The sequence below is a fragment of the Kribbella sp. CA-293567 genome, from assembly GCF_027627575.1.
Classification (GTDB): Bacteria; Actinomycetota; Actinomycetes; order Propionibacteriales; family Kribbellaceae; genus Kribbella.
In genome coordinates this window covers 3,458,540-3,470,279 of sequence record NZ_CP114065.1, presented here as the reverse complement: position 1 = coordinate 3,470,279, position 11,740 = coordinate 3,458,540, and the positions used below count along the sequence as shown (strand labels likewise).

General features: G+C 69.7%; 18 protein-coding genes. 7 read left to right on the top strand and 11 right to left on the bottom strand.

From position 1 onward, the window contains the following. Positions 1-45: 45 nt before the first annotated feature. The 3 genes from OX958_RS16120 (at position 46) to OX958_RS16110 (ending at position 1,510) form a co-directional block, all read left to right on the top strand. Positions 46-489 carry an SRPBCC family protein gene (locus OX958_RS16120; protein WP_270138510.1) on the top strand — a complete coding sequence of 148 codons (444 nt, stop codon included), beginning with the start codon at positions 46-48 and terminating at the stop codon, positions 487-489. Between the two features lie 109 nt (positions 490-598). Then, positions 599-1,042: an Hsp20/alpha crystallin family protein gene (locus OX958_RS16115; RefSeq protein WP_270138509.1), complete on the top strand. Its 444-nt coding sequence runs from the start codon at positions 599-601 to the stop codon at positions 1,040-1,042. A gap of 81 nt (positions 1,043-1,123) precedes the next feature. After that, positions 1,124-1,510 (top strand): hypothetical protein, encoded by a 387-nt coding sequence (locus OX958_RS16110; RefSeq protein ID WP_270138508.1) that lies wholly within the window; start codon positions 1,124-1,126, stop codon positions 1,508-1,510. A 14-nt stretch (positions 1,511-1,524) separates the two neighbouring features. On the opposite strand, the gene OX958_RS16105 is transcribed toward OX958_RS16110, so the two are convergent. Genes OX958_RS16105 through OX958_RS16090 form a run of 4 tightly spaced genes read right to left on the bottom strand, consistent with a single transcriptional unit; the run spans position 1,525 to position 4,295 of the window. Further along, positions 1,525-2,472, bottom strand: coding sequence for a YihY/virulence factor BrkB family protein (locus OX958_RS16105; RefSeq protein WP_270138507.1), 948 nt, complete (start codon positions 2,470-2,472; stop codon positions 1,525-1,527). Then, positions 2,472-3,116, bottom strand: coding sequence for a DUF3618 domain-containing protein (locus tag OX958_RS16100; protein WP_270138506.1), 645 nt, complete (start codon positions 3,114-3,116; stop codon positions 2,472-2,474). The genes OX958_RS16105 and OX958_RS16100 overlap by 1 nt, the downstream gene beginning before the upstream one ends. Continuing rightward, positions 3,092-3,469, bottom strand: a complete 378-nt coding sequence (locus OX958_RS16095) for a phage holin family protein (RefSeq protein ID WP_270138505.1) — start codon at positions 3,467-3,469, stop codon at positions 3,092-3,094. The genes OX958_RS16100 and OX958_RS16095 overlap by 25 nt, the downstream gene beginning before the upstream one ends. Before the next feature lie 49 nt (positions 3,470-3,518). After that, complete coding sequence (locus OX958_RS16090) at positions 3,519-4,295, bottom strand: hypothetical protein (protein ID WP_270138504.1); 777 nt, start codon at positions 4,293-4,295, stop codon at positions 3,519-3,521. A gap of 221 nt (positions 4,296-4,516) precedes the next feature. Between OX958_RS16090 and OX958_RS16085 the strand changes: the two genes are divergently transcribed. Both OX958_RS16085 and OX958_RS16080 read left to right on the top strand, forming a co-directional pair. After that, a complete protein-coding gene (locus OX958_RS16085; protein ID WP_270138503.1) occupies positions 4,517-4,945 on the top strand; it encodes a hypothetical protein in 429 nt (142 codons plus the stop codon). Positions 4,946-5,008: 63 nt separating this feature from the next. Beyond that, a complete protein-coding gene (locus OX958_RS16080) occupies positions 5,009-6,079 on the top strand; it encodes a spore photoproduct lyase family protein (protein WP_270138502.1) in 1,071 nt (356 codons plus the stop codon). A 15-nt stretch (positions 6,080-6,094) separates the two neighbouring features. On the opposite strand, the gene OX958_RS16075 is transcribed toward OX958_RS16080, so the two are convergent. Further along, a complete protein-coding gene (locus OX958_RS16075) occupies positions 6,095-6,586 on the bottom strand; it encodes a CinA family protein (RefSeq protein ID WP_270138501.1) in 492 nt (163 codons plus the stop codon). A gap of 94 nt (positions 6,587-6,680) precedes the next feature. Beyond that, on the bottom strand, positions 6,681-7,568 hold the full coding sequence (locus tag OX958_RS16070; protein WP_270138500.1) for an SDR family oxidoreductase: 888 nt from the start codon (positions 7,566-7,568) through the stop codon (positions 6,681-6,683). Positions 7,569-7,681: 113 nt separating this feature from the next. Between OX958_RS16070 and OX958_RS16065 the strand changes: the two genes are divergently transcribed. Continuing rightward, positions 7,682-8,164: an MSMEG_6728 family protein gene (locus OX958_RS16065; protein WP_270138499.1), complete on the top strand. Its 483-nt coding sequence runs from the start codon at positions 7,682-7,684 to the stop codon at positions 8,162-8,164. Between the two features lie 30 nt (positions 8,165-8,194). Here the strand turns inward: OX958_RS16065 and OX958_RS16060 are convergent, their stop codons facing one another. From OX958_RS16060 to OX958_RS16045, 4 genes are all read right to left on the bottom strand, one after another. Continuing rightward, positions 8,195-9,037, bottom strand: a complete 843-nt coding sequence (locus tag OX958_RS16060; RefSeq protein WP_270138498.1) for a phytanoyl-CoA dioxygenase family protein — start codon at positions 9,035-9,037, stop codon at positions 8,195-8,197. A gap of 19 nt (positions 9,038-9,056) precedes the next feature. Continuing rightward, positions 9,057-9,398, bottom strand: coding sequence for a DUF3140 domain-containing protein (locus tag OX958_RS16055; RefSeq protein WP_270138497.1), 342 nt, complete (start codon positions 9,396-9,398; stop codon positions 9,057-9,059). Then, positions 9,398-9,619, bottom strand: a complete 222-nt coding sequence (locus OX958_RS16050) for a DUF2945 domain-containing protein (RefSeq protein WP_270138496.1) — start codon at positions 9,617-9,619, stop codon at positions 9,398-9,400. Before OX958_RS16050 ends, OX958_RS16055 begins: the two co-directional genes overlap by 1 nt. 82 nt (positions 9,620-9,701) lie before the next feature. Then, complete coding sequence (locus OX958_RS16045) at positions 9,702-10,226, bottom strand: 2'-5' RNA ligase family protein (protein WP_270138495.1); 525 nt, start codon at positions 10,224-10,226, stop codon at positions 9,702-9,704. 110 nt (positions 10,227-10,336) lie between these two features. Here OX958_RS16045 and OX958_RS16040 point away from each other — a divergent pair, with 110 nt between their 5' ends. Further along, positions 10,337-10,936, top strand: a complete 600-nt coding sequence (locus OX958_RS16040) for a hypothetical protein (protein WP_270138494.1) — start codon at positions 10,337-10,339, stop codon at positions 10,934-10,936. Positions 10,937-11,018: 82 nt separating this feature from the next. Here OX958_RS16040 and OX958_RS16035 read toward each other — a convergent pair whose 3' ends face one another. Further along, entirely contained in the window at positions 11,019-11,627 is a 609-nt protein-coding gene (locus tag OX958_RS16035) for a DUF308 domain-containing protein (protein ID WP_270138493.1), read from the bottom strand. Between the last annotated feature and the right edge of the window lie 113 nt (positions 11,628-11,740).

The window sequence follows — 11,740 nt, the reverse complement described above, 5'->3', positions numbered from 1 at the left end:
CCGCCGACGATGCGGACCGGTTGAGGGCTGGGTACAAACTTGTGCATGAGCGAGAACGAACGCCTGATCCATGCCTCCGTCGAGGACGTCTTCGCCGTACTGACCGACGGCTGGAGCTATGCGTCGTGGGTGGTCGGCGCCTCCCGGATCCGCGACGTGGAGCCCGGCTGGCCGCAGCCCGGGCACAGCATCCACCACTCCGTCGGGGCCTGGCCGTTGCTGATCAACGACGCCACCACGGTCCAGCAGTACGAGCCGCTGCGGCACCTGGAACTGAAGGTGCGCGCCTGGCCGACCGGTGAGGGGATGGTCGAGTTCGTCGCGACGGACCGGGACGGCGAATGCCTGCTGGTGATGCGCGAACGCACTCTCAAGGGACCCGCCGCCCTGATCCCCGAGGCGGTGCTCGACCCCGTCCTGCGAGTGCGGAACGCGGAGACCCTCGAGCGGCTGGCGCTGCTGGCCGAGGGCCGCAGAACCACTGGTTGAGGCCCTCTCCGAAGGCCGGAATCGGGGGCTTGCGGGCACCGTCGCGTCGTGCTATATAAATTCCTGCGTGTTGACGATGAACGACAGTCGACGAGACGGAGGTGGAACGATGTTGATGCGCACAGACCCGTTCCGTGAGCTGGACCGACTGACCCAGCAACTCACCGGCGGAGCTACCCCCGGGACCTGGTCCCGGCCCAATCCGATGCCGATGGACGCCTACCGCAACGGCGACGAGTACGTGGTGGTCCTCGACCTGCCCGGCGTCGCTCCGGAAGCGATCGACCTCGACGTCGAGCGCAACGTGCTGACCATCAAGGCCGAACGCCGGCCGGCGGCGGTCACCGACGGCACCGAGATGCAGGTGGCCGAACGACCGCTCGGCGCGTTCTCCCGGCAACTGTTCCTCGGCGACGCCCTCGACGCCGACCGGATCGAGGCGGCGTACGAGAACGGCGTGCTGACGGTGCGGATCCCCGTCGCCGCCAAGGCGAAACCCCGCAAGATCAGCATCGCCGGTGCCGGTTCGACGGCCCACGAACTCAACGCCTGACCAAGGTCTCCACGCGACGGGTGATCGCTCCGGCCAGGAGCGGTCACCCGTCCTGGGGCGCAAGCGACGGGAGGAACGCCGATGAAGCTGTTGTTCGAACTCCGGCCGGTCGAGCATCTCGACGCCAGTGTCGACTACTACCGCGGGCTGGGTCTGGAGCCGCTGGGCTGGCCCGACGACGAGACCGCCCTGCTCGGCCCACCAGGCGACGGCGCCACCATCGTCCTGGTCCGGGACCCCGCCGAGGCTGCTCTCGGAGCCGGCGGCATCTACTCCGTCGGCGACGTGGACCTGTTCTTCGAGGTCCAGTCCGACCTCGACTGGCTGGTCGCCCCGACCACCACCGCTCTCGGCCGGTACGCCGTCTTCGCGGATCGCACCGGCACCTGCATCCGGATCCTCGACCCGGCTCCGCACCTGGGGACGTCCAGCGGGTACCGGCCGGAGCTGCACGCCCTGGCCGGCTGATCAGTCCGAAATCGTCACTCCGGCACGGAGTCGGCCTTCACGGCGTTCCGTTCGCCGAGCGGCCGCGGCTCACCCTTCGTGGTGTCCTTGGCGGTCTGCTGTTCGGCCTCCGCGTTGATCTCGGCGCCCAGCAGGACGGCGTACGCGGTCAGCCAGAGCCACAGCATCAGGATCACCACGGCCGCGAGGCTGCCGTACGTCTTCGCGTAGTTGCCGAACGTCTCGACATAGATCGAGAACCCGATCGACGCGACCAGCCAGATCACTGTCGCCACCATGGCCCCGGTGGAGACCCAGCGCATCCGCGGCGCGTCCCGATCGGGACCCAGCCGGTACACCACGGCCAGTGCCACTGTGATCAGGAGGATCGCCACCAGCAGGCGCGCGGCCCCCAGCAGAATCCGCAACGGCGTCGGCAGTTCGTCGCCGATCGCAGCGCCGGCCGCGAACACCGCGATCGCCAGCAGTACGAAAACGATCGCTCCCAGCGTCATCCCGAGGGCCAGCAGCTTCCGCCGGACGAAGCCGCGGTTCTCCTCTTCGTCGTAGGCGAGGTCGACCGCCGTCAACAGATAGCCCACGCCACCGGACGCGCTCCACAGCGCGGCCACGACAGCGATGGCGACGCCGATTCCCAGCCCTTGCCGCGGTGCCGACGTCAGGGCGTCGAGTTGCTGAAGCAGCAGCTCGCGCCCTGACGCCGGCATCGCCGCGGTCAGCTCCTCGGCCTGGCTGCGGAGCTTTGCGGGATCCGCGACCAGGCCGAAAGTCAGTACCGCGGCAGCGACGGCAGGAAACACCGAGAGGAACCCGAAGAAGGCGACTCCCGCCGCCAGCAGCGGGACCTGGTCGGACTTGGCCTCGGCCCATGCCCGCCGGGTCACCTGCCACCAGCCTTTGGCCGGAATCTCGGTCGGCTTGCCGGCCTCGGCTCCCGGTACGTCTTGCCGTCGTCTGCTCATCAGCTCGAGGAGCTCGCCTGCCGCACGTTGCCGGCCGAGTCCTTCGCTCCGTCAGCAACCTGCTGAGCCGCCGAACGGCCGTCGTCGGCCACGTCGGTGGCTGCCTGGGTCGCGGATTCCTTCACACTGGCGACGGCCTCCTGGGCCGGCTGCTGCAGGTCGTCCTTGATCTCCTGCGCCAGCTGAGCTGCCTGGTCCTTCACCGGGCCGGCGACCTTGTCCTTGGTCTCCTGCGCCAGTTCACGTTCCTGCGTCGAGGCAGGCAGCGCGGAAGCGATCACCCAGCCCGCCGCGAAGGCGACCAGGCCGGCCGCGAGCGGCGTACCGCGGGTGTGCGAGCGTGCCATCCCCGGCGCCGAGCCGACGGCGTCCGTGACCTTGCTCCCCGCGTCCGTGACCTTGCTGCCGACGTCCTGGACCGACGACGCGGCCGAGCCGGCCGCGTGGCTCATCGATCCACCCATCGAATCCGCCGTCCCCATCACACTCTCCTTCAGCCGGTGAACTCCACCGCGAGCCCGCTCCACCCGCCGGCCGACCACGCGACCGGGGCTGACCTTCTCGGTCAGGGCGTCGACGTCGCGGCCGACCCGGCGCCGGCTCTGCTCGATGTCCCGTTTCAGCTGTTCCGGGTCTTCAGCCATTTCGCGTCCTCCTTGAGTGATTCGACCGTCTGGTCGGGTTTCGGGCTGACCTCCTGCAGTTCCTTGCGCCCGGTCATCGCCAGAACCGCGGCGATGATCGCCCAGAGCACCGTCACGATCAGTGCCGCCCAGACGAGGTCCATCGCCTCGCCCAGCGCCCACATCACCGTGAGGGAAAGGAAAAGGGCGACCATCCAGCCGGCCAGGGCCGCGCCGCCGAGCATGCCCGCGCCCTTGCCGGCCTTCTTCGCCTCTGCCTGAAGCTCGGCCTTGGCCAGTGCCAGTTCCTGCCGGGTGAGGTCGCCGAGATCGCTGGTCAGCTGGGAGACCAGCTCACCCACCGACTCGTCCACCGAGACACGTTGTCTCTCGGTACCTGGTGCTGATCCGTCGAAGGTCATGTCACTGGGCCTGTCCGGGTCCGAACCGAGGCGTCACCGGTGCTCCCGGATCCGGGTCGGGCGCCACCGGGGTGGGCGTCGGCGGCGGCAGGGTCGTGTCACCGACCGGCGGCGCGCTGCTCGGAGCCGGCGGCGGCGTACCGACCGGCGGCACCGACGTCGTGCCCGTCTGCGGCGTGCTCACCGGCGGAGGGACGAGATAGTCGTCCGGCTGGCCGGCCGTGGCGAAGCCGTTCGACGAAGACGAGCCGTCCGTCGTCCGGGAACCGGTTGCTGTTTCCGTCTGCCCTGCTGCCAGGGCGCGCGTCATCCGGCCTGCAACGACACCGGCGGCCGCGGCGACCAGCAGGAACGTGCCGGGCTTGCGCCGCGCGTACCTGCGTACCTCGTCCAGCAGTTCGCCGGGTTCGTGCTTCTGCAGGTAGTCGGCGGCCTGGCTGCTGAAGTCCGCGCCGTGCCGGGCCAGCTGGCTCCCCAGGCCGGACTGCCCGTGCTCTGCCATCCCGCGCAGCTCGTCGCCGACCGCACGAAGGCTCTCGGCCGCGCGGTCCTTCTGCTGGCCGGCCTGGCCGACCAGTTCGTCCCGCGTCTGCCCGGCCAGCCGCCGGGTCTGCTCGCGGGCGTCCGAGGTCACGCCGGACGCCTTCTCCTTCACGGATTCCGCGACCTGACGAGCGGCGTCGGCCGAGGTCTCCTTCAGCTGTCCGGCTTCGTCCCGGGCTGCGCCGGCGACGCCCGTGGTGGGCCGGCCGTCGACGTCAGCTTGGTGGTTCGTCATGCGACAACTCCCTTCAGGAGTGACTGTTGACGTCACGAGGCACCCGCCTTGGGGCGGCGGATCGATGCTTCTCGGCCTCGCGACAAGGACGGGAGCGAAGTGGCACTCTTCCGTACCACCAGTGATTCCGGCCGCCCTGTACCCGCCGTGAAACAAGCAGCGCCGCGGGGTTTTCGCAGTGTTCGGGTGCCCGGCGCATGACCTCGGGGTACCGCGTGCGCATGGACCGAAACGACGAGAAGGCACCCCGGAAGCGGCCCGACGGCGTGACCGACCAGACCGTCCAGGCGGTCGGCCGGTTGACACACGCGATGGAGACCGTCATCCGGGCCCGCGGCTACCTGTACGGCTTCCACGAGCTCACCGGCCGGGCCGACAACGAGCTGGACGAGGTGCTGGAACTGTTCCGCGAGGCGGGTCATCACGAGTTCGCCGAAACCATCGAGAAGGAACTCCTCGGCCGCAACGTGATCGACCGCCGCTGGACCTTCCAGATCGTCGACGACTACGACGCGAACTACTACTCGCTGTTCGAGCGCCTCGAGCGGGAGGCCCGCGACACCTTCACCGGCGGCGAGCACCACCTGCGCGAATCCGAGATGAAGGAAGCCAGGACCACCCCCGGCGAGCCGCGCCACGAACTGTCCTGAGCCCTGGCCGGCGTGATCCGGCCCGGCACCGGAACTGTCGGTGCCTGCTGGCAGGATCGAAGCGTGGAAAGGTCAGGCAGTACCGCGTTGCTCGAGGTGACGCGGATCTACGCAGAACCCGCGGCGATGGCGTCGGATCGGGGCCGGCAGGTGCTGGCCCGGTGGCCCGCGGCCGAGGTGGTCGAAGTGCCGAGCCATTGGCAGATCCCCGAGCTGCACGGCGACGAGACCAACGTGCGGCGGTGGGTGCGGATCAAGCGGGAAGCGCTGGTGCTGGGCGAGAAGAAGTCGCTCGGCGTCCGGCCGAACGGGCGGTCCGCCGACTTCATCGCGCCGTCGTCGGCCAACGGCTGCGCGATGGCCTGCGCGTACTGCTACGTGCCGCGCCGCAAGGGCTACAGCAACCCGATCACGATCTTCACCAACATCGACAAGATCATCGGCACCATCACCCGGCACGCCGGCCGGCAGGGTCCCAAGACCCCCAACCAGTGTGACCCCACCGACTGGGTCTACGACCTCGGTGAGAACAACGACTGCAGCGTGGACGCACTGGTCAGCGACAACGTGGCCGACCTGGTGGCGGCGTTCCGGCAACTGCCGAACGCCAAGGCGTCGTTCGCGACGAAGTACGTGAACCGGGATCTGCTCGAGCTGCGGCCCGAGGGACGCACCCGGGTCCGGTTCTCGCTGATGCCGGCCCGGGCGTCGAAGCTGCTCGACATCCGGACGTCGCCGATCGAGGACCGGCTGGCGGCGCTGAACGACTTCGTCGAGGCCGGCTACGAGGTGCACGTGAACTTCTCCCCCGTGGTCGTGCACGACGGCTGGCTGGCGGACTGGGCCGAGCTGTTCGCCCAGCTCCACCAGGCGACCAGCGCGGCCACCCGGCGCCAGCTCGCCTGCGAAATCATCTTCCTGACCCACAACGAGCCGTTGCACCAGGTCAATCTCGGCTGGCATCCCAAGGCCGAGGAGCTGATCTGGCGGCCCGAACTGCAGGAGCAGAAGAGATCACAGAACGGCGCGACCAACGTGCGCTACCGCTGGCGCGACAAGCAGGGGTACCTCGCGCAGTTTCAGCAACTGCTGCACCATCACCTGCCGTACTGCCAGGTCCGCTACGCCTTCTGAGGTTCGCGGCTCGGGTCACTCGCCCTGTTCGAGCGTCTGGAGCAACAGCTTCAGCGCGGTGATCGTCGCCTGCTCGACCACCTCCGCGGGATCACCGTCGAACCGCTCCTCGATGATGTGGCAGTCGCCGTCGCGGCACGCGGCCAGGAAGGTCGTCCCGGCCGGGTGGCCCTCGTCGGGGCCGGGTCCGCCGACGCCGGTGAGCGCGACAGCGAGGTCGGCGCCGGTCAACCGGCCGACTCCCGCGGCCATCTGAGCCGCGCACCGCGCGGTGACCACCGGTCCGGGATCGACGTCCAGCACCTTGAACTTCACGTGTGCCGCGTAGGCGACCACCCCGCCGACGAACCACGAGCTGGCGTCCGGTGCGGCGCCGAGCCGGCTGGCGACCTGGCCGCTGGTCAGCGACTCGGCCACGGCAACGGTCACCTCCCGGGCCGTCGCCAGCTCCGCGATCCGCTCGGCCAGGCCGGCCGCCTCGTCCGGTGCTTCGTCACGGTCCACCATGCCCGCCATTCTCCTCCTGCCGATCGATGGAACTTGTTTCCAGGCTCGGCCCGGCGTGCTGCCGAGTCAGGGCAACCAGGTCAGGGCAACCAGGTCAGGGCAGCGGGTTGCCGCCCGTGATCCCGATCCGCTCGCCGGTGATGAAGCTGGAGTCGGTCGAGGCCAGGAAGACGTACGCCGCCGCGAGCTCGGCCGGTTGCCCGGCCCGGCCCAGCGGCGTGTCCGAGCCGAACTGTTCCACCTTGTCCTTCGGCATCGTTGCCGGGATCAACGGAGTCCAGATCGGCCCCGGGGCGACCGCGTTCACCCGGATCCCCTTCGGTGCCAGCTCCTGCGCGAGACCCTTGGTGAAGTTGAGGATCGCGGCCTTGGTGGTCGCGTAGTCGAGCAGCTGCGGCGACGGCTGGTAGGCCTGGATCGACGTGGTGTTGACGATCGTCGAGCCCGGCGGCAGATGCGGCACGGCCGCCTTGCACAACCAGAACATCGCGTAGATGTTGGTCTTCATCACCCGGTCGAACTGTTCGGTGGAGATCTCTTCGATCCCGCCCTGCGACATCTGGTACGCCGCGTTGTTGACCAGGATGTCCAGCCCACCCAGCTCCGCGAGCGCCCGGTTGACCAGGTCGGCGCAGTGCTGCTCGTCGCGGATGTCGCCGGGTGCTGGGACCGCCTTGCGGCCGGCCTCCTCGACCAGCCGGCAGGTCTCGCGGGCGTCCTCCTCCTCGGTGGGCAGGTAGCTGATCATCACGTCGGCGCCCTCCCGCGCGAACGCCAGCGCGACCGCCCGCCCGATCCCGGAGTCGCCGCCGGTGATCAGGGCCCGCCGCCCGGTCAGCTTGCCGCTGCCGCGGTAGGTCTGCTCACCGTGATCCGGCTCGAGGCCCATCTCCTCGCTCAGGCCGGGATGTTCGAGCGACTCGCGGCCCTGCCGGTCCGGACCGGGGTACTGGGTGGTGGGATCGATCAGCGTCTCGTTCACGGGTACTCCCAACAATGGTCGTCGGCCTTACCCGGCTGCGGTACCCCGGTCGGCACCGGTCAATCAGGCCGAGATCGCCGGTAGACCAAGCGGTACCGGGGTACCGGAGCGCCATGCAGTCCTTCCTGCCGCATCCCGACTTCGCGACGACCGCCCGGATGCTCGACCAGCGACGGCTCGGCAAGCAACGGGTCGAGACGATCCAGATTTTGCGCGGTCTGACCGTCCCGAACTACGGCTGGCGGCACCACCCGGCGGTGAAGATGTGGGCGGGCTACGAGGAAGCGCTCGTGCGGTACGGGCTGGAGATCTGCACGGCCTGGACCGAGGTGGGACGGTCCGACACATGTGAGCTCACGCTGCTGACCGATCTGAAGGCCGGCTGCGACCTCAGCGGTGTCCGAACTCAGTCGGCACTCGCGGAAGCCGGCGACCTGCCGCCGTGGCTCGGCGACGACGAGTTCCATCGCAGCCACCGCTCAGCCCTGCTCACCAAGGACCCTGAGCACTACGGACGACTGTTCGACGACCCACCCGGCCTTCCCTACGTCTGGCCATCCTCGGACCGGAAGCCGTGCAGCCGGGCCTCCAGCTGACGAGCTTGCTCGTCCGCGAGACCGCGCAGCTCACTCCGCGCCCATCACCAGGCCCTCGATGTCGTGCTTCTGGGTGATCGGGACCAGTTCGTCCACGATCCGGCAGGCGAGATGGCGCCGGACCAGGTCCGGCAGGGAGTCGTGGTAGTCCTGGGTCACCATCGGATCGTGCAGCTCCGCATGTCCCGCTCCGGGCGCGTCCACGCCGAGGACCAGCACCGGACGGGCGATCGGCGAGCCGTGCTCGGTGCCACGGTGGACGGTGAGGGCCGAGCGCGCTGAGATGTCACCCAGTTGCGGATACTTGCGCACCGCTCGCTCGGCGTACCGGGGCCAGCTGTCCCTCGGCGGGAACATCTCGTGGTCCCACTCCCGGCCGTCGTCCCACTGACTCCCTTCGGCGATCTCGAACGGGCCCATGTCCGGGGTGACGTCGACGCCGGTCAGGTTGAAGGCCAGCGAGGTGAGCTGCCGATCGCGGTAGGTCCGCGGCGGTGACGGGAAGTCGCGATGCCACGGCTGGTTGCGCGCGCCCTGGAACGGCACGTCGAAACCGAGCTCGACGATCTGGTACTCCGGGCCGAGCACCGCCTCGCAGATCCCGCTCACCCAGGGGTGCGTGACCAGGTCGGCGAAGCCCCGGACATCCTGCGGATGCAGCTCGACGTACCAGCGCCGCGGTCCGCGTCCGACCGCGCCACCAGGGCGCTGGATGGCCTCCCAGAAGGCGTCCATCAGGTCCTCGCGCACCTGCTCGGCCCACTCGCGGGAGAACGCGCCGCGCAGGGCGGTGATGCCGTCGCGGTGCAGGGCCTCGACCTGGGCCGGCAGGTCGTACGCGCTGCTGTCGAGTTCCTGATCGATCCCACTCATGCGGCCTCCTGTACCCGGGTCACTTCTTGGGGTCGTGGCCCCAGTTCATCAGGGAGTAGCGCCAGTTGGTCTCGGTCACGTCCCCTGACGGGCGTTGCTCGCGGTGGCGGTGGACATAGCCGACCACCTTGCGCATATGAGCGTAGTCGTCGTCGCCCAGGTCGGCCTTCTTGCTGCCCAGCAGTTCGATGATCCGCCGGCCGCTGCGGTGGCCCACCGATTCGGATCCTTCGCCGGACTTCTGGCCGACCGCCTTCGATTCGTCGGTCTCCAGCCACTTCTCCAGCTGCTTCGGCGTCATGTTCACGGCGTCGCGGAATTCCTTGTACGTCGTGTCGTGGTCCTCGCCGGTGCCGCTCATCAGGACTTCTTCGCGGGCCGCAGCGCCGACGGCTTGTGCACCGCCGTACCGCCGGACTTGTCGCTCTTCACCAGGTACTGCGGCTCCTCCGGCGAGGCGTCCACCGTCCTGCCGCCGGCCTCGGTGCGTTCGGTGATCTTGCGCTCGACCTTGCCGTGCGCCGTACCGCCGTGGCTGTCCCACTCCACGACATCGCCCTTGCTGAACTCGTCCTTGCTCATTCCGCGCCCTCCGTGATCGCAGACGGCCACGCCCGCCGCGGGCGCGGTGAGCCCCCGGTTCCCACCGCCAAACGGCCCGCCGCTACTCAGGCCTGGTGAACGGAACGTCCGCCTCCGGCAGCCAGGGACCGCCCAGGTAGCGCCACACCGACCAGCCGGTCGCCAGCACGGTCGGCCAGTACTGCGTCCGGGCCAGCGCGGCGTGCAGCCGCCTGGCCTCGGCCGGGTCGACCTTGTTCTGCACGGTGATGTGCGGCCGCAACCGCTGCCGATCCTGCGGAGTCAACCACTCCGACCAGCGCTCCGCGAGCTGCCGGTGCAGCTCCTGCAGCCTCGCCGACCGAACCTCGATCGCGACCCCGCGGCCGAGCAGCATCGGCCGGGCGACCTCCAGGTCGAAAGGCGGCGGCGCGACCTCCCGCAGGTCGGCCAGCACTGTCCGCACCGACCCGGCGGGCAACTGGTGGAACAAGGTGAGATGGGCGCCGATCCGGTTGAGCCGCGGCGGGAAGTGCCGCCGGCGCAGCTCGTCGAAGATCGCCGTGCTGTGCTCGTCCAGCCGCAACGTGACGATCAGCGGCGCCTCGGCGTACGGCGGGGATTCCACGGTCTGCCCTCCTGCCGACCAGTCTGCTGGCCGGATCGGCCGCGGGCAAAACGGCGCCCGGCGAGACGGCGGTTTTCGTCGATGCCGGTGACCCGGTTAGGGTTTCCAGAGTGTCCACCTTCGATGTCACCGCCCCAGACCACGAACAGCCGGATGTAGCGGAGCGCGCCTGGCGCGATGTTGCCGACGTCGGCGTCGCCGCCGCCCGGATCGAGTGGGCGGGTGCCGCGCGGGAGATGCTGCTGGAGGCGGCTCGCAAGTACCAGGCGGTGGTGCAGCACAAGGACATCGCCGCCGGCGTACAGGAGCTGACCGGTCTGCGCACCAAGCAGCCGACGCGGCAGTGGATCGGCGGCGTGCTCGCCGAGGTGTCCGCGGAGAGCCTGCGTCGCGGTGAGCCGATGTTGTCGTCGCTGTGCGTCAACCCCGACGAGAGCGTCTTCGACGGGTACGCCGCGATCGTCGGCGCCGCCACCGGCACCACTCCCCCGGACCCGGACGTCCACGCCTCGCACGAGCGCCTCGCCGCCTACCGCCACTTCGAGGCGACCGGACTGCCGGCCGGTGGCGGCAGCCCGATGATCCCGCCGAAGCTCGGTGCCGCCCGCGCCCGGGCCCGCAAGGCGGCGATCGCCGAACGCCCGATCAACAAGTGCCCCAAGTGCAACCTGCAGACCCCGTCCAACGGAATCTGCGACACCTGCGACTGACCCACCGCGCGGCCGGCACCCGCCGGCCGCACCAGGCGAGCTGCCGGCCGTGGCAAGTGCCTCCGGCGCGGCGGCTGACAGGTCAGCGCGTCGCGCGGCGGCTTCGAACGGTCAGCGCGATGGCGGCCACGAGGAACCAGAAGGCGCCGAAGGCCGAGTAGCCCGCGAGGCTCGAGAGGCCGCTGGCCGGTGCCGTGGACATCGCCGCGAAGCTCGCGCCGGCCAGCACGGAGAGGCCACCGCTGATGATCATCGGCCACTGGGCGCCGACGCTACGCCGGCGCCGGAGCGCCACCACGAGCTGGATCGCTCCGGACAGCAGCGCCCAGCCGCCGAAGACCAGCAGGGTCTTGCCGACGGTGGAGAAGACCGCGGCGAACATCCCGAGGGTCGCGGCAAGGCCGAGCACGAAATTGACCGTACCGACGCGACCGGCGGCAGCGCCCCCGGCCAGCCTGCGCTCGACCAGCGTGGCGATGGCATCCCAGAGCGGGTAGATCGTGAGCAGCACGGTCGCGATCGCCGTGGGTTCGTCCGCCGCCACCAGCGAGGTGGAGGTGGCGAAGACCAGTGCCACCCAGATCAGCGAGAAGACCGCCCTGATCAGGTAGACGGAGCGAAGCCCGGCCGACGGTACCGAGGACGCGGACGCGGGGGTGGAAGCGGTCGAAGGTGCGGTGGTCTGATTCATCGGATGTCCCTGCGGGCTCGTCGTGGTGTGAGGCGGTTTCCCCTCGGTGACGAGTCTCGGCGCTCCCGGCCAGGGCCATGTACTCCGAACGAAGTACATCGTTCGAAGTACCT